Below are 18212 nucleotides of genomic sequence, written 5' to 3' on the forward strand. Positions count from 1 at the left end.
CGCCACCGGACCAGCGATTTCCTCAGCCCAACTGCCGGTACCGGCCCCGGAAGTACGCCAAGGGCCCGCCTTCCGCGCTCGGGACCCGGGCGGTCAGGACACGGCCGATGACCAGTGTGTGGTCGCCGGCCCGGACGCGCTGCTCGGTGCGGCACTCCAGGACGGCCAGGGCGCCGCCGACCAGCGGGGCGTGGGTGTACTCGCCGCGCGTGTACGGGATGTCCGCGAACAGCAGGCGGTCGCTGAGGCGGCCCTTCATCGCGAAACGGCCCGCGATGTGCCGCTGGCTCCCGGAGAGGACCGAGACCGCCCACAGCTCCTGCTCCTCCAGCAGCTCGTCCATACGGGAGCCCTCGCGCAGGCTCACCAGTACCAGGGGCGGGTCCAGCGACACCGACATGAAGGCCGTCGCCGTCATGCCCACGTCCTCGGCATCCGGCGCCGAGGAGTCGTCCGGGTCGAGCGAGGGCTCCTGCGCGGTCACCAGGACCACGCCCGAGGCCAGTCGGGACATGGCGGCGCGGAACTCGTCGTTGCTCACCCCCTCAGCATGCCCGGAGGCGGGCGACGGAATGATCGGGGACGTGGCAGCGGGAGTGTTCGGCACGGGGAAACGCTAATCTCCGCCACGCACGCCCCGCATCGGACTCCCGCCCCATCACGGTCCTAGGACTCGCGATGGATATCCGCGGTCCGGCGAGGGGCACGACGGGAATACAGGTGCGCACCCCGACAAAGTCGGCGTTCGGTGACCGCTTGTGAAGAACGCAGAAACTCCACTCAATTGTTCAGCTTTGCCTGTGACTTGAGTCACAAGGGGCAGGAATTGTTGACCCTGTGTACCGAGTGAGCAGCGCGCTGTGATTCAGTGGCGGGGAAGCTGCCAGGACGATACGCCGACGAGACCCTTGAATCGCTGCGAGTACTCGGGGGGAGGGCGAGCATGGAGACCGAGTCGGAGCCTTACGTCCGTCTTGCGTCCCTGCGACAACTGCACCAGGTCATGGCCGACATGAACACGGCCCGCAGCCTGGCGGACACACTGCAGACCGTCGCGGAGGGCGTCGTGGCGGCCCTCGGGTACGAGCTGGCGTGCGTGAACCTCGTTCGGCCGGACGGCGACCTCGTCGTCGCCGCCTTCGCCGGGAACCCCGCCGCCGAGGCCCTCATCACCGGCCGGGTCGGCTCGCGTGACTCCTGGGAACGCCGCCTCGGCATGGGCGAGCACTGGGGCGACCTGGTGTTCATACCGCACACCGAGGGCTGGATACTCGACGACGACGACGTCCCGCAGTGGTACACCGACGGCCCCGCCCCCCGCTTCGAGGACGAGTGGCACCCGGCCGACCGGCTCTTCGCCCCTATGTACGCGCCCGGTCCGCAGGGCAGCGGGACATGCGGCGAGCTGGTCGGCGTGCTCTCCGTGGACCGGCCGCGCAACGGCCGCCGACCCGGAGCATGGGGCCGCGAGGCGCTCCAGATGTACGCCTTCCAGGCCGCCATCGCGATCAGCAACGCCCGGCTGCGCGCCAACATGCAGCGCGCGCTGGTCCGCCTGGAGCGCGAGCAGCAGGCGCTGCGGGCGAGCGAGGAAAGTTTCAGGCAGGCCTTCGAGTACGCACCGTCCGGCATGGCCATCGCCGAGATGGGCGGTGACCAGCACGGCCGGATCCTGCGCACCAACGACGCCCTGTGCCGGCTGCTGGGCCGTCCGGCCTCCGCGATGCGCCGCTACTCGTTCTCCGACCTGGTCCACCCCGAGGACATAGGCACCCTGCTGCGCACCTCGGCGGAGGGCGGACGCGCGGAGCTCCGCCTCGGCCGCCGGGACGGCACGTACGTCTGGGTCAGCCTGCGCAACAGCGTGGTCGCGGACGCTGCCGACGGCCCGCGTTTCCTCCTCACCCACGTCGAGGACATCGAGGAGCGCAAGCGCCGCGAGCTCCAGCTCGCCCACCGTGCCTCGCACGACTCGCTCACCGGCCTGCCGAACTCCGCGGAGCTTCGCTCCCGCCTGTCCGCCCGGCTCTGTCAGCGCACGGCGGCCCCGCACTCGGTCGTGGAGTCCGTCGACGCGGCCTACGGCCATCCCGCGTTCGACGTGGTCGGGCCCGGCTTCGACTTCCGGCAGGGCGCCGAGACGTTCGACGCCTACGACCACCATGTGCACACCGTCGCCCCGGACGGCGACCACGACGACGGCACCAAGGGCCTCGCCGTGCTCTTCTGCGACCTCGACGGCTTCAAGTCGATCAACGACCGGTTCGGGCACAACGCGGGTGACGCGGTGCTCATCGAGGTCGCGCGGCGGCTGAGCAACGGCGTCCGCGACGGCGACACGGTCGCCCGGCTCGGTGGTGACGAATTCGTCATCCTCGCCGACGGACTCGGCCGCGCCGACGCCCAGGACCTCGCGGTCCGGCTGCGCAACGAGATCATCCAGCCCATCCGTGCCGAGGGGCGGGCCGTCCGGGTGGGCGCCAGCTTCGGCATCGGATGGGCACACTGTGGAATGACGGCGGACGAAGTGTTGAAATCCGCTGACGAGCGGATGTACGTCGAGAAACGATCTCGCCCCAAACAACACAGACGCGCCGGGTGAGCCCAGGTCAGTGAGTTGATGCGGTTTGAGTCACCCGTTTGGGTCTCCGGGAGCGGGTAGGCTCGCTTACTCACCCGTGTACCGCATGCACCGCACCTGACTGAGGAGACCAAGGGATGACGCCCGGCAACAACGGCGCGAGCACGCCCGAGGACGACGACCCGTTCGGCTATCTCTACGCCGACGGGCAGGCCAACGGAGCCCAGCCGCCGTCCGGGGGCTACGGCTACCCGAACTCCGTCAACCGAGTGCGAGCGGTCGGCACACGTCCCTACGGCCAGCAGCAGCCGCAGGCCGGTCAGACCGCGCCCTACGGTCAGGTCCCGCAGCAGCAGGGTGGCTACGACCGGCCGAACGCGCACTACGCGGCGCCGGAGACGCTGCCGGGCGGTGCGCAGACCGCGCAGCAGCGGATGCCGGCCGGCGGCGGTGGCGGCCGGGGCGGCCGCGGCCCCAACACCAAGGGCCTGCTGATCGGCGCGATCGCGGTGGTCGCCGCGGTCGTCATCGGCATCGGCGTGGCCATGATGGGCGGCGACAAGGACAAGGACAAGGCGTCCGACGAGGTGGGCACGGCCCCGACCCAGTCCGAGGAATCCAAGCCGAGCCCGTCGGCCAGCAAGGCCGGCGAGAGCAAGGTCGACCTGCCCGCGATCGACGCCAAGGCGCTGCGTCTCGGCGGCGGCGCGACCCTCAGCCAGGACGTCAAGGGCGCCCAGTCCGACGGCGGCATCTACGTGGGCAACCTCAACCAGGTGGGTTCCTCCGTCACCTGGACCGTCAACGGTGTCCCGAAGGACGGTGCCTACACCGTCTTCACCCGCTACAGCACGGTGGACGAGGATCAGGAGATGACCCTCACCGTCAACGGCAAGCCGTTCGGCGACAAGCTCAACCTGGGCAACTTCACGCACACCTCGGACGGCGACTTCGCCAAGGGCTGGACGAAGACCTACGCCTGGCCGACCCTGAACAAGGGAACCAACACGATCACGCTCTCCTGCGAGGACGGCGACAAGTGCAACGTCCTGCTGGACCAGCTGTGGCTGAAGGCGGGCCAGGTCAAGGACTGAGTCGGTTCAAGCCGCGCTGACCTCTCCCGAAACCGTCACCCTCCCCAGCAGCTCCTCGTACACCCCTCGGTCGAACTCCCCGGCAACCGGTGCCGCCACCGTCGCCGCCGCGAGGGCCGTCGCCCGGGTGAGGCGGGTCGGCCAGGGGAGGTGGTCGACCAGGCCGGACAGCAGGCCCGCTACCGTCGAGTCGCCGGCGCCCGTCGGGTTGCCGCGTACCGAGGTGGGCGGGGTGGCTCGCCAGCGGCCCTCGGGGGTGACGGCGAGGAGGCCCTCGGCGCCGAGGGAGGCGACCACCGCGTGGGCGCCCCGGCGGCGGGCGTCCTGGGTGGCGCGCAGGGGTTCGTGGGAGCCCGTGAGTTCTGCCAGTTCGTCGGTGTTCGGCTTGATGATGTCGGGGCGGGCCGCGACCCCCCGGCGCAGGGCTTCGCCGCTCGTGTCCAGGAGGACCGGGACCCCGGCCGTCCTGGCCGTCCGGACCAGGCCCGCGTACGCGCCCACCGGCACGCCCGGCGGCAGGCTGCCGCACAGGGCCACCGCAGACGCCGAGGGGAGCAGGTCCCCGTAGGCCTCCTGGAAGGCCGACCACTCGGTGGGTGCGACCAACGGGCCCGGCTCGTTGAGCTGCGTCGTGTCGCCGGTCCGCTCGTCGACCACGGCGATGGTGCGGCGGGTCGCGCCGGAGATCGGGACGAGCGCGTCCACGACGCCCGGCACCGCCGTGAGCTTCTCCCGCACGACCCGGCCCGTCGCTCCGCCGGTGAACCCCGTCACCGTCACCTCGTGCCCGAGGGCCGCGAGCACCCGGGCCACGTTCACGCCCTTGCCGCCGGGGCGTTCCGTCACCTCGGAGACGCGGTGGGAGGCGTGCGGCCTGAGTGACGGTACGCGGTAGGTGATGTCGAGAGCGGTGTTCAGCGTGACCGTGAGGATCACCTGGGCCGACCTCCCCCGATGTGCTTGTCGACGTGAATGTGCAGCTAATCCGATCATGCCAAAGAGGCGGCGGCCGGCCCAGTCCTGGAGTCGGCCACCGTCTTACGAATGCGGGATGATCAGCCCAGTTGCGGACCGGCCACCCATTCACCCCGGCGCATGACGCCCTTCAGCTCGTGATCGGCGTCCAGGAGCAGCAGGTCGGCGTACTTCCCCGGCTCCAGTGAGCCGATCGTGTCGTCCAAGCCGAGCAGACGGGCCGGGGTGGCGGACAGGGCCGTCACCGCGTCCTCGACGGAGAGGCCGTCGACGGTGACCGCCCGCCGGAACGCCCGGTCGAGGGTGAGCGTCGAGCCGGCGATCGTGCCGTCCTCCACGAGGCGGGCCACGCCGTCCGCGACCTCCACCTCCAGCGGGCCCAGCCAGTAGCGTCCGTCGCCGAAACCGGCCGCGTCCATCGCGTCGGTGATGAACGCCACCCGGTGGGCGCCCGCGTGGTGGAACGCCAGCCGGAGCGCGGCGGGGTGCAGGTGGGTGCCGTCGTTGATCAGCTCGACCGTGACGCGGTCGTCCTCCAGGAGGGCGGTGACCGGGCCGGGGGAGCGGTGGCCGAGCGGGGGCATCGCGTTGAAGAGGTGGGTGGCGACCGTGGCGCCCGCCTCGATGGCCTCCACCGTCTGCTCGTACGTCGCGTCCGTGTGACCGATCGCCGCGATCACTCCGTGGTCGGCGAGGAGGCGTACGGAGTCGAGGCCGCCGGGGAGTTCGGTGGCCAGCGTGAGCATCTTCGCGTGGCCCCGGGCCGCGTCGATCAGCTTGCGGACCTCCGCGGGGTCCGGGTCGCGCAGGAGGGCCTCGGAGTGGGCGCCCTTGCGGCAGGGGGAGATGAACGGGCCCTCGAAGTGGACGCCGGCGATCTCGCCCTGCTCGGCCAGTTCGCTCAGCAGGCCCGCGCGTCGGGTGAGGAAGTCCGTGTCGCCGGTGACGGTGGAGGCGACGAGGGTGGTCGTGCCGTGCAGGCGGTGGGTGTGGATGCCCTTGAGGATGTCCTCGGCCGAGCCGGAGGTGAAGGAGGCCCCGCCGCCGCCGTGGTTGTGGATGTCGACGAAACCGGGGATGACGTAGTGGCCGGTCACGTCGATGACGTGGGCGTTTTCCGGGGCGGTGGCGGCGATGCGGGTGCCGTCGATCACCAGCCGGCCGTTTTCGACGGTTCCTGTGGGGAGTACCACTGTCGCGCCGGTCAGGACCGTGGGGTGTCCGGCCGTCGCGGGACGCGGGTGCGTCGGGGCCGGTCGCGCTCCGCGGCGGAGCCGCACATCGACGCTGTCCCGCGCCCCTGAGTCCGCTGCCATCAGGGCGTTACCTCCGTACGGTCGGTGTGGTCGAGGAGATCCCACGCCAGGAGCCCGGCGCCGAGACATCCGGCTGTGTCCCCCAGCGCCGCGGGGACGATCGACGGCTGCTTCTGGAAGGTGATGCGACTGCGGATCGCCTCCCGCAGGGGTGTGAACAGCGTTTCGGCTGCTTCCGCCAGGCCACCGCCGATGATCACAGTGCGGGGATCCAGCAAGGTCAGGGCCGTGACCAGGCCGTCGGCCAGGGCGTCGACCGCCTGCTGCCAGACCGCCGCCGCCTTCGGGTCGCGGGAGTCCACCGCCTTCGCGCAGTCCGCCGCGTCCGCGCCCGGGTCGCCCGAGGCGGCGGCCCAGGCCTGGCTGACGGCAGCCGCCGAGGCGAAGCGCTCCAGGCAGCCGTGCTGTCCGCATGGGCAGGGCGCCCCGCCGGGGCGTACGACGATGTGGCCGATCTCGCCCGCGAAGCCGTGCGCGCCCGCCTCGACGCGGCCGTCGACGCCGATGGCGCCCGCGATGCCGGTGCCCAGGGCCACGAACAGGAACCGGTCCGTGCCCCGGCCCGCGCCGAGGCGGCCCTCGGCGAGGCCACCGGTGCGCACGTCGTGGCCGAGGGCGACCGGGGCGCCCAGCCGCTCCGCCAGCAGGTCGCGCAGGGGGACGTCGCGCCAGCCGAGGTTGGCCGCGTAGACCGCGACGCCGCGCGCCTCGTCGACGATGCCGGGGACGGCCACCCCGGCGGCGCACGCGGGCGTGCCGAACCGCTCGGCGCCCCAGGCGCGCAGCTCGGCGGCGAAGTCGAGGATGCCCGCGACGACGGCGTCCGGCCCTTGGGCGCGTCGGGTGGCCCGGCGGGCCCGGTGCAGTACCTCGCCGCCGGGCCCGGTCAGCGCGGCCTTCATTCCGGTGCCGCCCACGTCCAGGGCGATGACATGTCTCACGGGGAACAGTGTGACCCGGGGACCCGCAAGAGGTCTAGTCCACTCACGTGGTGTAGACCTTGTTCCGCATATCGAAATGTTTCGGCGGCGGTGACGCCGGGGTTGGGGAAGAACAGCAGTGCAGCGGCGGCGGATGACAGGAACGATCGCGGTGGTGTCCGCACTGGGCATGACGGCGGTCCTCGGCGGCTGTGGAGTCACGGGTGGCTCGGGCGACGTGACCCTGAAGCTGGTCGCCGCCGACTACGGCGACAGCGCGGCCAACAGCTCGAAGAAGTACTGGGACAAGCTCGCCGAGGAGTACGAGGCCGACCACCCCGACGTCACCGTCGACGTCACCGTCTACTCCTGGAACGACGTCGACCGCAAGGTCAGGGAGATGGTCGCCGCCGGTGACCCGCCGGACATGGCGCAGATCGGCGCGTACGCCGACTACGCCGCCCAGGACCAGCTCTACAAGGCCGACGACCTGCTCTCCATACGTACGCAGGCCGACTTCGTCGGGCAGCTGGCCTCCGCGGGCCAGGTGAAGGGCGTGCAGTACGGTCTGCCGTTCGCCGCCTCCACGCGCGTGCTCTTCTACAACAGGACCCTCTTCGCCAAGGCCGGTATCACCCCGCCCGAGTCCTGGGACGACCTGGCCGAGGACGCCGAGGCGCTGAAGGCGAAGGGTGTGAAGTACCCGTACGCGCTGCCCCTCGGACCGGAGGAGGCGCAGGCCGAGACCATGCAGTGGATGCTCAGCGGCGGGGGCGGCTACACCGACGGCGCCGACAGCTACGGCATCGACTCCCCGGAGAACATCGACACCTTCTCCTGGCTGAAGGAGGACCTGGTCGGCAAGGACCTGACCGGGCCGGTCGCGCCCGGTGAGCTGAACCGCGCCGCGGCGTTCGCCGCCTTCGCCAAGGGCGAGGTCGGCATGCTCAACGGCCACCCCTCGCTGATGAAGATCGCCGCCAAGAACGGCGTCAAGTACGGGATGGTGCCCACGCCGGGCAAGGAGGGCCCCAGCAGGTCCACCCTCGGTGTCACCGACTGGATGACGGCGTTCCGCAAGAACGGCCACCGCGACCAGGTGGGCGACTTCCTCGACTTCGTCTACAGCGAGAAGAACGTGCTGGCCTTCTCCCGCGAGTACGACCTGCTGCCGGTCACCACCTCCGCGTCCGGCACCATGGCCTCCTCCGACGAGGACCGGCACCTCAGGCCGTTCCTGGAGGAGCTGCTGGCCTCCGAGCTCTACCCGGTCGGCAAGACGTCCTGGGCCGACGTCAGTGCCCAGGTGAAGCAGCAGATCGGCAAGGCCGTCGCGCCCGGCGCCAGTCCCTCGGGCGTCCTGGGCCACCTCCAGGCGTCGGCGACCCGGGCGGAGAGCGCGGAGTAGGCGCTGTCGGTGGCGGGCGCTACCGTGCCGGGCATGGACGAGGAGTACGACGGGACGCGGCTCGGGCGCAGGGAGCAGGACATCCTCGCGCTCGAACGCCGCGGCTTCTGCGGGCCGGGCGCGAAGGAGCGGGCCATACGCGAGGAGCTGGGCCTGGCCCCCGTGCGCTACTACCAGCTCCTCAACGCCCTGCTGGACGACCCAAGGGCCTTGTCCCACGACCCGGTGACGGTGAACCGGCTGCGCCGCATACGGGAGACGCGCCGGGCGGAACGCTGAGGGCCGCGGGGTGTCCGGCCACCGCGGTGTGCGGGGACGTCGTGGTGTGCGGGGGCGTCGTGGTGTGCGGGGACGTCGTGGTTGTTCGCACCCCGCGGCGGAGCCGCATATCGATGCCGCCCGCGCCCCCGAAGTACCTGCCCGTCAGCCGATGAAGTCCGCCAGCGCCCTCAGCAGCCGCACGACACCCTCCGGGCCGTCCACCACCAGGTCCGCCCGTTCTCGCAGTTCCGTCACCTCGTCGCTGCCGCTGCACACCAGCAGGCCTGGGGTGCCGTCCGCGCGCAGGGTGTCGACGGCGGCGTACGCGGGCAGGTCGCCCAGGTCGTCGCCGCCGTAGAGGACGGACCCGGCGCCGATCTCCCGGGCGAACCCGGTGAGGGCGACGCCCTTGTCGATGCCGGGCGGGCGCAGTTCGAGGACCATGCGGCCGGGCTCCACGATCAGGCCGTGCCGGGTCGCCAGGGCGGTGAGCGGCTCGCACAGGGCCTCGAAGGCGGCCTGCGGGTCGGGGGCCCGGCGGGTGTGCACGGCCACGGCCCGGCCCTTGTCCTCCACCCAGGTCCCGGTCCCTTCGAGGAGTACGGGCAGCTCGGCGCGGACGGCGTGGACGCCGGGGTGCGGATCGGGGGCGGTGACCTTGCCGCTGCGGGCGTCCCACCGCTCGGCGCCGTAGTGGCCGAGGACGACGAGGTGCTCGAGTCCCGGTGCGCCCGCGAAGCCGCCGTTGCGCACCGCGACCTCGGCCGGCCGGCCGGTGATCACCGCCACGGCGGCCACCTTCGGCGCGAGCGCGGCCAGCGCGGGCAGCGCCCATGGGTGGGCCCGGGCCCGCTCCGGGTCGGCCACGATCGGCGCGAGCGTCCCGTCGAAGTCGAGCCCGATCAGCGCCTTGTCCGGTCGGGCGAGGAGGGCGGCGAGCCCCTCCTGCCCGGCCCGCGTGACGGGTGTGGGCAGGGGCTCGGCGCCGGGAGCGTCCGGCCCGCCCGGCCGGGTCGTGGCGCCGCGACCCTCCTGCCCGGCCCGCGTGACGGGTGTGGGCAGGGGCTCGGCGCCGGGAGCGTCCGGCCCACCCGGCCGGGTCGTGGCGCCGCGCCCGGCCGGCTCGTCCTGCCGCTGCCGAGCGGCCGGCGAGTCGTGCGGGGCACTCCCGCCCGTCTGGCTGCTCATCCGGCCCTCAGCCCCTCAGCGCTTCGAGCTGGTCCACGAACCACTGCGCCGGCGGCAGCGCCGTCGCCGCGGCGGCCAGACGCTTGCAGCGCTCGGCGCGTTCCTCGGGGCGCATCGACAGGGCCTCGTGCAGGGCCTGAGCCGTGCCCGTGACGTCGTAGGGGTTCACCGTGATCGCGTCCTCGCCCAGCTCCTCGTGCGCCCCGGCCTCCCGCGACAGCACCAGCGCGCAGCCCGCGTCGGAGAGGACCGGTACCTCCTTGGCGACGAGGTTCATGCCGTCGCGGATGGGGTTGACGAGCGCCACGTCGGCCAGCCGGTAGGCGGCCAGCGAGCGGGCGAAGTCGTCTTTGACGTGCAGCACGACCGGCTTCCAGCCCGGTGTGCCGTACTCGGCGTTGATCTCGTCCGCGACCCGCTGCACCTCGGCCGTGTAGTCCCGGTACACGGCGAGGTCCTGTCGCGAGGGGTACGCGAAGGCGACGTGCACCACCTGCTCGCGCCACTGCGCGTGGGCCTCCAGCAGCCGGCGGTACGCCAGCAGGCCGCGCACGATGTTCTTGGACAGCTCGGTGCGGTCGACGCGGACGATGGTGCGGCGGCCCTCGCCGATCTCCTGCCGCAGCCCGGCCATCCGCTCCTCGACGTCCGGCTCGTGGGCCCGCTTGCGCAGGAAGTCCGCGTCGGCCCCCAGTCCGTGCACTCCGACCCGCGTGCCGCCGAGCCCGCCGGCGAACCGCTCGGCGCACGCGGTGAACGCCTCCGCCCAGCGCTCGGTGAGAAAGCCCAGCCGGTCCGCGCCGAGCATGCCGCGCAGCACCTGCCCGGCCACGTCGTCCGGCAGCATCCGGAAGTACTCCGGCGGCGCCCACGGCGTGTGCGAGAAGTGGCCGATCCTCAGGTCCGGGCGCAGCTCGCGGAGCATGCCCGGCACCAGCGTCAGGTGGTAGTCCTGCACCACCACCGCCGCACCCTGCGCCGCCTCCTCGGCCAACGCCTCGGCGAACGCCCGGTTGTACGTCTCGTAGGACGCCCACTGCCGCCGGAACTCAGCGTCGAAGACCGGCTCCAGGGGCGTCTGGTACAGCATGTGGTGGACGAACCACAGGACCGAGTTGGCGATGCCGTTGTACGCGTCGGCGTGCACGTCGGCCGGGATGTCCAGCATCCGCACGCCGTGCTCTCCGACCCCGCGCCTCACCGCCTCCCGGTCGCCGTCGGACAGCGCCGAGCACACCCACAGCGCGTCCGCGTCCGAACCGATCGCGGAGAGCCCGGAGACCAGGCCGCCGCCACCCCGTTTGGCGTCCAGCGAACCGTCCTCGCCCACCGTGTACGAGACCGGACCGCGGTTGGAGGCCACCAGCACCTGCGCAGCACCGTACGTTGAAGCCATAGACCTCAACCTAGCCCGGCCCGGAAACGCTCAAACGTACGGATCTGCCGTGCGCGGCCGAAAACGGCCCCGGTCAGGCCGCTCTCCGCGCCTGGTACTCGGCGATCTCCACCATCGGGGGACGCTCCTCGGTGTCCACGGAGTACGTCCGGGGCTCGAAGCCGTCCTCGCCCCGCTCGAACTGCGTCAGGGACGGCCGGACCAGGTGCCCGCGGGCCAGCCGCAGCTGGGCCGTGCGGTAGATCGCGGCGGCCATCCGGCCCAGCGCCTGCCCGTCCTGGTGCCGGTGCTTGCGCACCCCGACGTCCACCTGGGCCAGGGCGTCCAGGCCCGCCAGGTGCAGGGCGTCGACGAGCATGCCGAGCTCCACGCCGTAGCCGACGGGGAACGGCAGCCGCTCCAGCAGGGAACGGCGGGCCGCGTACTCGCCGCCGAGCGGCTGCACGAAGCCCGCCAGCCGCGGCCAGTGCATGTTGAGCAGCGGGCGCGCCATCAGTTCGGTGACCCGGCCGCCCTGCCCGGCGGTCCTGGCGGAGGCGAGCGAATCGAGCTCAGTGCCGAGCGGACGGTCGTACATGGCCTTCACCAGGTCCACGTCCGGCTCGGTGAGCAGCGGGCCCACGATTCCGGAGACGAAGTCGGACGAGAATTCCCTGAGGTCCGCGTCGACGAAGCAGACGATGTCCCCGCGGGTGACGAGCAGGGAGCGCCACAGCACCTCGCCCTTGCCGGGCACGGCGGGCAGCCGCGGGAGTATCCCGTCCCGGTGCACCACCCGCGCGCCCGCGGCGGCGGCCACCTCGGACGTGCGGTCGGTGGACCCCGAGTCGACGACGACCAGCTCGTCGACGAGCGGGACCTGTCGCATCAGGTCGTGGCGGATGACGGCGACGATGTCACCGACCGTCGCCTCCTCGCTGAGCGCGGGCAGCACGACGCTGACCGTCTGGCCCGTGCGCTGCTTGGCGGCCAGGATCTGGTGGAGCGGGCGATCGTTCACGGACCAGGAACGGGTGCTCAGCCACCGCTCGACTTCTTCCAGCACCGTGGCGGCTCCTCTGCGTACTCCGGGCGGGACGGACGGTGATCCATCTCGCGGTTCGGACGGCTATCTCAACTGTCCTGGTCGTCGGTTACAGTCTTGAACAACGCGGATGACCATCGCATGTCCGGGGTCACCCGCCGCCTACAACCACATACAGCTCATCCAGAGGGGCAGAGGGAAACGGCCCGATGAAGCCCCGGCAACCCTCCAGTCGGTTCTCGTAGGTCACTGGCGACCACTTCGCGAGGCTCCCGGCTAGGGAAGGTGCCAAATCCGTCTCACGGCGAAACGCGTCGTGAGGAAGATGAGGAAGGGCCTCGCCTCACATGGCTGCGCAGACTGTTGCAAGCACCACTGACTCCACCGTAGACCTTGGTCCCGCCGCGGCGCTGAGCTGCCGCGAGTGCGGTCACCGCGTCCCCCTCGGCCCGGTCTTCGCGTGCGAGGAGTGTTTCGGCCCGCTGGAGATCGCCTACGACTTCTCGGCCTACGACACCGAGGAACTGCGTAAGAAGATCGAGGCGGGACCGGCGAACATCTGGCGTTACGCCCCGCTGCTGCCGGTTCCGGCCGACGTGGCGGACAAGCCGAACATCAACCCGGGCTGGACCAAGCTCGTCAAGGCCGACAACCTCGCCCGCGAGCTGGGTGTCGACGCCGGCAAGCTCTTCGTCAAGGACGACTCCGGCAACCCGACGCACTCCTTCAAGGACCGTGTCGTCGCCCAGGCCCTGGAGGCCGCCCGCGCCTTCGGCTTCACCACGCTCTCCTGCTCCTCCACCGGCAACCTCGCCGGTGCGGTGGGCGCCGCCGCGGCCCGCGCCGGCTTCCGCTCGTGTGTGTTCATCCCGCACGACCTGGAGGAGGGCAAGGTCGTCATGGCCGCGGTCTACGGCGGTGAGCTCGTCGGCATCGAGGGCAACTACGACGACGTGAACCGCTTCTGCTCCGAGCTGATCGGCGACCCGGCCGGAGAGGGCTGGGGCTTCGTCAACGTCAACCTGCGGCCGTACTACGCCGAGGGCTCCAAGACCCTCGCGTACGAGATCTGCGAGCAGCTCGGCTGGCGGCTGCCCGACCAGCTCGTCGTGCCGATCGCCTCCGGCTCGCAGCTCACGAAGATCGACAAGGGCCTGCAGGAGCTGATCAAGCTCGGTCTGGTCGAGGACAAGCCCTACAAGATCTTCGGCGCGCAGGCCGAGGGCTGCTCGCCGGTGTCGACGGCGTACAAGGCCGGGCACGACGTGGTCCGCCCGCAGAAGCCGGACACCATCGCCAAGTCCCTCGCCATCGGCAACCCGGCGGACGGGCCGTACGTGCTGGACATCGCGCGCCGCACGGGCGGTGCCGTGGAGGACGTGAACGACGAGCAGGTCGTGGACGCGATCAAGATCCTCGCCCGGACCGAGGGCATCTTCGCGGAGACCGCCGGCGGTGTGACGGTGGGTGTGACGAAGAAGCTGATCGAGAGCGGTGTGCTCGACCCGTCGAAGACGACCGTGGTACTGAACACCGGGGATGGTCTCAAGACGCTGGATGCGGTGGCGGGCACGGGTCTTTCGGCGACCATTCGTCCCAGCCTGGATGCGTTCCGGGCGGCTGGGCTCGTCTGATCGTTGATCCCTGCGGGCCGGTGGGGGTCGTTCGCGCCCACGCGGCGGAGCCGTGGATCGGCACAGCCCCGCGCCCCTAGGTTTGTCACCCAACCGGAGGTTTTGAAGACATGAGCGTCACCGTTCGCATCCCCACCATCCTGCGCACCTACACCGGCGGTCAGGCCGAGGTCGCCGCCGAGGGGGCGAATCTCGGCGAGGTCATCGCCGATCTGGAGAAGAACCACACCGGGATCGCCGCCCGGGTGCTGGACGACCAGGGCAAGCTGCGCCGGTTCGTCAACGTGTACGTCAACGACGACGACGTGCGGTTCGAACAGGGGCTGGAGACGGCGACGCCCGACGGTGCCGGGGTGTCGATCATTCCCGCCGTCGCCGGCGGCTGAACCCGGTCGACCGGCCCGATTATTACCTTCGGTAACGGCTGTCACTGAGAGTTCACCGAATTGCCCCCTCCGTGAGAGAAGCGGAGGGGGCAATTCTGTGTGATTGAGCGCGATACAGTTGGGGAACACGATCCCGATCCTCTGATCGGAACCCTGAATTCCCTCCGCGGGCCCGACAAGATGTAGCCAAAGTGTGCGCATCTTTTGCGGCTTTTGTTCTCTTTGTGGAGCCCGATTTGCCCTGAATTCGGGCGAATTCTGCCTACATTCCGGACCCTGCGCGTCCGGAATTCTCGTCCGATTGACCTGTTGCAGACGGCAGTTGGACAGATACATTCGGCCGCGGTCGACGCGTTCCGGCGCACGCCCCCAACCGTGGGGGGTGAGGTCTGACCCGGGTCCGCGAAGTGTGGATCTGTGCAAGGGCCAGTAATAGGGGAGTTAGGCATGGCTCAGGGCACCGTCAAGTGGTTCAACGCGGAGAAGGGGTACGGCTTCATCGCGGTCGACGGTGGTGCGGATGTTTTCGTCCACTACAGCGCGATTCAGATGGACGGCTACCGCACCCTTGAAGAGGGCCAGCGGGTCGAGTTCGAGATCTCGCAGGGCCAGAAGGGACCGCAGGCCGACATGGTTCGCGTCTCTGCCTGAACGCGCACCACGACCAACGCTCAAGCGACCGGTCTTCTCAGAAGGGCCCGTACCCCCCGGGGTGCGGGCCCTTCGGCCTGTTCGGAACCCCTGCCGGGCGGCGTTCGCGGGGCGGCTGACGGCCCGTCCCGGTCCCGCCGGGCGCTTGCCCCGCCCGTCACCCGACCACCACCCCTCGTCGAGCCGGCTTCGCGGGCGCACCTTGCACTCGGAGGGGTCGAGTGCTAATCATTGCGTTAGCACTCTGAAGGTGAGAGTGACAACGTAAGGACCGGGTCGGTGAGGCCCACGGACCGGATGGGGCAAGGAACCAGCCGGTCGGGGCCGTCCGTCGCGGGCGCGGGCGCGGTCCGAAGTAATCACCCCCAGTCCTGGAGGGACCACTTCACATGGCCAAGATCATCGCGTTCGACGAGGAGGCGCGGCGCGGCCTCGAGCGCGGCATGAACCAGCTCGCGGACGCCGTGAAGGTGACGCTCGGCCCCAAGGGCCGCAACGTCGTCCTCGAGAAGAAGTGGGGCGCGCCCACGATCACCAACGATGGTGTGTCCATCGCCAAGGAGATCGAGCTCGAGGACCCGTACGAGAAGATCGGCGCCGAGCTGGTCAAGGAAGTCGCCAAGAAGACGGACGACGTCGCCGGTGACGGTACGACCACCGCGACCGTGCTCGCCCAGGCCCTGGTCAAGGAGGGTCTGCGCAACGTAGCCGCCGGCGCCAACCCGATGGCCCTCAAGCGCGGTATCGAGAAGGCCGTCGAGGCCGTCTCCGCCGCCCTGCTGGAGCAGGCGAAGGACGTCGAGACCAAGGAGCAGATCGCCTCCACGGCCTCCATCTCCGCCGCCGACACCCAGATCGGCGAGCTCATCGCCGAGGCCATGGACAAGGTCGGCAAGGAAGGCGTCATCACCGTCGAGGAGTCCCAGACCTTCGGTCTGGAGCTGGAGCTCACCGAGGGTATGCGCTTCGACAAGGGCTACATCTCGGCGTACTTCGCCACCGACATGGAGCGTATGGAGGCCGTCCTCGACGACCCGTACATCCTGATCGCGAACTCCAAGATCTCCAACGTCAAGGACCTGCTCCCGCTCCTGGAGAAGGTCATGCAGTCGGGCAAGCCGCTGCTGATCATCGCCGAGGACGTCGAGGGCGAGGCCCTGTCGACCCTGGTCGTCAACAAGATCCGCGGCACCTTCAAGTCCGTCGCCGTCAAGGCCCCGGGCTTCGGCGACCGCCGCAAGGCGATGCTGCAGGACATCGGCATCCTCACCGGCGGCGAGGTGATCTCCGAGGAGGTCGGCCTCAAGCTGGAGAACGCCACGATCGACCTCCTGGGCAAGGCCCGCAAGGTCGTCATCACCAAGGACGAGACCACCATCGTCGACGGTGCCGGCTCCGCCGAGCAGGTCCAGGGCCGGGTCAACCAGATCCGCGCCGAGATCGAGAACAGCGACTCGGACTACGACCGCGAGAAGCTGCAGGAGCGCCTGGCGAAGCTCGCCGGCGGTGTCGCGGTCATCAAGGCCGGTGCCGCCACCGAGGTGGAGCTCAAGGAGCGCAAGCACCGCATCGAGGACGCCGTGCGCAACGCCAAGGCGGCCGTCGAGGAGGGCATCGTCGCCGGTGGTGGCGTGGCCCTGCTGCAGGCCTCCTCGGTCTTCGAGAAGCTGGACCTGGAGGGCGACGAGCTGACCGGCGCCAACGCCGTGAAGCTGGCCCTGGAGGCCCCGCTCAAGCAGATCGCCGTCAACGGTGGTCTCGAGGGTGGCGTCATCGTCGAGAAGGTGCGCAACCTGCCCGTCGGTCACGGCCTGAACGCCGCGACCGGTGACTACGTCGACATGATCGCCGAAGGCATCATCGACCCGGCGAAGGTGACGCGCTCCGCTCTGCAGAACGCCGCTTCCATCGCCGCGCTGTTCCTCACCACCGAGGCCGTCATCGCCGACAAGCCGGAGAAGGCCGCCGCGCCCGCCGGCGGCGGCATGCCGGGCGGTGACATGGACTTCTGATCGACCTGACGGTTGATCGACGTCCTTACCGAGGGCGGCACCTCCTGTTCGGCAGGGGGTGCCGCCCTCGGGCGTATCCGGTGCGCCTGCGGTATGCGTCCGGGGCGTGATCGGGATCACGGCCGGGGCGGGATGGCGGGGGCGGGGCCGAGGGGTTGGAACGTACGCCCTATGCGCATGCACATACCCTCCGGTATCCGAAAGCGAGCCCCCCACGTGACTGTCGCCGCCTCCGCTTCCCGCGCCGCCGAAATCCTGTCCCGGCCCGTATCGCTGGGCGGCCTGACCGTTCCGAACCGGATCGTGATGGCGCCGATGACCCGTATGTTCTCCCCGGCCGGTGTGCCGGGCGAGGACGTCGTCTCGTACTACGCGCGCCGCGCCGCCGCCGGAGTCGGCCTGATCGTCACCGAGGGCACCTACGTCGGTCACGAGTCGGCCGGGCAGAGCGACCGTGTGCCCCGCTTCCACGGTGACGAGCAACTCGCCGGCTGGGCCAGGGTTGCCGAGGCGGTGCACGCGGCGGGCGGCACGATCGTGCCGCAGCTGTGGCACATCGGCATGGTCCGCAACCAGGGTGAGCCGCCGGTCGCCGACGCCCCGGCCGTCGGCCCCTCCGGCCTGCGCATCGGCGCGACGGAGCCCACCGGGGAGGCCATGACGCAGGCCGACATCGACGCCGTCATCGGCGCGTTCGCCGAGGCCGCGGCCGCCGCGGAGCGCATCGGGTTCGACGGCGTCGAGATCCACGGCGCCCACGGCTACCTGCTCGACCAGTTCCTCTGGGAGGGCACCAACCGCCGCACCGACGCCTACGGCGGCGACCGGGTCGCCCGTGCCAAGCTCTCGGAGGAGATCGTCGCGGCCGTCCGCGAGACCGTCTCCGCCGACTTCCCCATCATCTTCCGCTACTCCCAGTGGAAGCAGGGGGCCTACGACGCCCGCCTCGCCGAGACGCCCGAGGAGCTGGAGGCCATCCTGACGCCGCTGGCCGCCGCCGGTGTCGATGCCTTCCACGCCTCCACCCGCCGCTACTGGTTGCCCGAGTTCGACGACTCCGACCTCAACCTGGCCGGCTGGACCAAGAAGCTCACCGGCAAGCCCGCCATCACCGTCGGCTCGGTCGGTCTGAACGGCGACTTCATCAAGGCCTTCCAGGGCCAGGGCGCCGAACTGGGCGACCTGGACAACCTCCTCGACCGCTTCGAGCGCGACGAGTTCGACCTGGTCGCCGTCGGCCGCGCCCTGCTCCAGGACCCCGAGTGGGCCCGCAAGGTGCTCGACGGCCGCTTCGAGGACCTCGCGCCGTACGACCCGGCGTCGCTCAAGACCCTCAGCTGACCCTGCCTCCGAAGGGCTCTGGATC

Annotated in this window: 16 protein-coding genes and 1 riboswitch; of the genes, 9 read left to right on the top strand and 7 right to left on the bottom strand. The window is 70.8% G+C overall.

Annotated elements, in window-relative coordinates:
* Nucleotides 1-22: 22 nt before the first annotated feature.
* The gene (locus ACIQHQ_RS11825; protein WP_402611782.1) at nt 23-607 is read right to left on the bottom strand and encodes a flavin reductase family protein; all 585 of its coding nucleotides are present in this window, start codon (nt 605-607) and stop codon (nt 23-25) included.
* A gap of 336 nt (nt 608-943) precedes the next feature.
* Between ACIQHQ_RS11825 and cdgB the strand changes: the two genes are divergently transcribed.
* Together cdgB and ACIQHQ_RS11835 are read left to right on the top strand one after the other, a co-directional pair.
* A complete protein-coding gene (gene cdgB, locus ACIQHQ_RS11830) occupies nt 944-2602 on the top strand; it encodes a diguanylate cyclase CdgB (protein ID WP_402611783.1) in 1659 nt (552 codons plus the stop codon).
* A 116-nt stretch (nt 2603-2718) separates the two neighbouring features.
* Nucleotides 2719-3675 (top strand): carbohydrate-binding protein, encoded by a 957-nt coding sequence (locus ACIQHQ_RS11835; RefSeq protein WP_402611784.1) that lies wholly within the window; start codon nt 2719-2721, stop codon nt 3673-3675.
* 6 nt (nt 3676-3681) lie between these two features.
* Here ACIQHQ_RS11835 and ACIQHQ_RS11840 read toward each other — a convergent pair whose 3' ends face one another.
* The 3 genes from ACIQHQ_RS11840 to ACIQHQ_RS11850 all read right to left on the bottom strand — a co-directional run bounded on the left by ACIQHQ_RS11840 (nt 3682) and on the right by ACIQHQ_RS11850 (nt 6907).
* Nucleotides 3682-4611, bottom strand: coding sequence for a 1-phosphofructokinase family hexose kinase (locus tag ACIQHQ_RS11840; protein ID WP_402611785.1), 930 nt, complete (start codon nt 4609-4611; stop codon nt 3682-3684).
* Nucleotides 4612-4730: 119 nt separating this feature from the next.
* A complete protein-coding gene (gene nagA / locus ACIQHQ_RS11845) occupies nt 4731-5966 on the bottom strand; it encodes an N-acetylglucosamine-6-phosphate deacetylase (protein ID WP_402611786.1) in 1236 nt (411 codons plus the stop codon).
* On the bottom strand, nt 5966-6907 hold the full coding sequence (locus ACIQHQ_RS11850; protein WP_402611787.1) for an ROK family protein: 942 nt from the start codon (nt 6905-6907) through the stop codon (nt 5966-5968). Before ACIQHQ_RS11850 ends, nagA begins: the two co-directional genes overlap by 1 nt.
* 133 nt (nt 6908-7040) lie before the next feature.
* Here ACIQHQ_RS11850 and ACIQHQ_RS11855 point away from each other — a divergent pair, with 133 nt between their 5' ends.
* Both ACIQHQ_RS11855 and ACIQHQ_RS11860 read left to right on the top strand, forming a co-directional pair.
* Nucleotides 7041-8294 carry an extracellular solute-binding protein gene (locus ACIQHQ_RS11855; RefSeq protein ID WP_402611788.1) on the top strand — a complete coding sequence of 418 codons (1254 nt, stop codon included), beginning with the start codon at nt 7041-7043 and terminating at the stop codon, nt 8292-8294.
* 33 nt (nt 8295-8327) lie between these two features.
* Nucleotides 8328-8573: a DUF3263 domain-containing protein gene (locus tag ACIQHQ_RS11860; RefSeq protein ID WP_402611789.1), complete on the top strand. Its 246-nt coding sequence runs from the start codon at nt 8328-8330 to the stop codon at nt 8571-8573.
* Between the two features lie 144 nt (nt 8574-8717).
* Here the strand turns inward: ACIQHQ_RS11860 and otsB are convergent, their stop codons facing one another.
* From otsB to ACIQHQ_RS11875, 3 genes are all read right to left on the bottom strand, one after another.
* Nucleotides 8718-9743, bottom strand: a complete 1026-nt coding sequence (otsB, locus tag ACIQHQ_RS11865; protein WP_402611790.1) for a trehalose-phosphatase — start codon at nt 9741-9743, stop codon at nt 8718-8720.
* A 7-nt stretch (nt 9744-9750) separates the two neighbouring features.
* Nucleotides 9751-11139, bottom strand: coding sequence for a trehalose-6-phosphate synthase (locus tag ACIQHQ_RS11870; RefSeq protein ID WP_402611791.1), 1389 nt, complete (start codon nt 11137-11139; stop codon nt 9751-9753).
* Nucleotides 11140-11212: 73 nt separating this feature from the next.
* Nucleotides 11213-12184 carry a glucosyl-3-phosphoglycerate synthase gene (locus ACIQHQ_RS11875; RefSeq protein WP_402611792.1) on the bottom strand — a complete coding sequence of 324 codons (972 nt, stop codon included), beginning with the start codon at nt 12182-12184 and terminating at the stop codon, nt 11213-11215.
* 155 nt (nt 12185-12339) lie between these two features.
* A riboswitch (SAM riboswitch) is annotated at nt 12340-12495 on the top strand.
* 15 nt (nt 12496-12510) lie between these two features.
* On the opposite strand from ACIQHQ_RS11875, the gene thrC reads away from it, so the two are divergent.
* From thrC to ACIQHQ_RS11900, 5 genes are all read left to right on the top strand, one after another.
* Entirely contained in the window at nt 12511-13797 is a 1287-nt protein-coding gene (thrC, locus tag ACIQHQ_RS11880) for a threonine synthase (protein WP_402611793.1), read from the top strand.
* 110 nt (nt 13798-13907) lie between these two features.
* Nucleotides 13908-14183, top strand: a complete 276-nt coding sequence (locus tag ACIQHQ_RS11885; protein ID WP_003991133.1) for a MoaD/ThiS family protein — start codon at nt 13908-13910, stop codon at nt 14181-14183.
* Nucleotides 14184-14630: 447 nt separating this feature from the next.
* Nucleotides 14631-14834, top strand: coding sequence for a cold-shock protein (locus ACIQHQ_RS11890; protein WP_010035953.1), 204 nt, complete (start codon nt 14631-14633; stop codon nt 14832-14834).
* Nucleotides 14835-15223: 389 nt separating this feature from the next.
* On the top strand, nt 15224-16846 hold the full coding sequence (gene groL / locus ACIQHQ_RS11895; protein WP_283974767.1) for a chaperonin GroEL: 1623 nt from the start codon (nt 15224-15226) through the stop codon (nt 16844-16846).
* A 177-nt stretch (nt 16847-17023) separates the two neighbouring features.
* Nucleotides 17024-18187 carry an NADH:flavin oxidoreductase gene (locus ACIQHQ_RS11900; RefSeq protein ID WP_402612168.1) on the top strand — a complete coding sequence of 388 codons (1164 nt, stop codon included), beginning with the start codon at nt 17024-17026 and terminating at the stop codon, nt 18185-18187.
* Nucleotides 18188-18212: the final 25 nt, after the last annotated feature.

The sequence above is a fragment of the Streptomyces sp. NPDC092370 genome (assembly GCF_044755265.1).
Taxonomy (GTDB): domain Bacteria; phylum Actinomycetota; class Actinomycetes; order Streptomycetales; family Streptomycetaceae; genus Streptomyces.